The sequence below is a fragment of the Kitasatospora nipponensis genome, assembly GCF_039528135.1.
GTDB lineage: Bacteria > Actinomycetota > Actinomycetes > Streptomycetales > Streptomycetaceae > Kitasatospora > Kitasatospora nipponensis.
Genome location: NZ_BAAALF010000736.1, coordinates 1 through 270, shown reverse-complemented (window position 1 = coordinate 270; position 270 = coordinate 1). Strand labels below are relative to the sequence as shown.

The following is a 270-nucleotide window of genomic DNA, read 5'->3' as shown; positions in this document are numbered from 1 at the left end:
CATAAACATGCCCAATGGCTTCATTCAGCCAATGACAGAGACGATCGATGACATCGGCGCGGACATCACGTGGCGCGTGCTCGTCGTCGAGAGCGACAGCCGGGACAGGGAGATTTTCGAACAGGGTCTGAGCTTCTACGGGTGCAAGGTGAGCGCCGTCTCCACCGGACGGGAGGCGCTCGACGCCTTCCGGGAGGTCGACCTGGTCCTGCTCGGCCTCGGCCTGGTCTCGGCGGTCTCGCTGGGGGCCTCGGCGCTGGCCACCAGGGT

Annotated in this window: 1 pseudogene; it reads left to right on the top strand. The window is 65.2% G+C overall.

Annotated elements, in window-relative coordinates:
- Nucleotides 1–31 precede the first annotated feature (31 nt).
- Nucleotides 32–270: pseudogene (locus ABD323_RS43010) on the top strand (hypothetical protein); the annotation flags it as partial.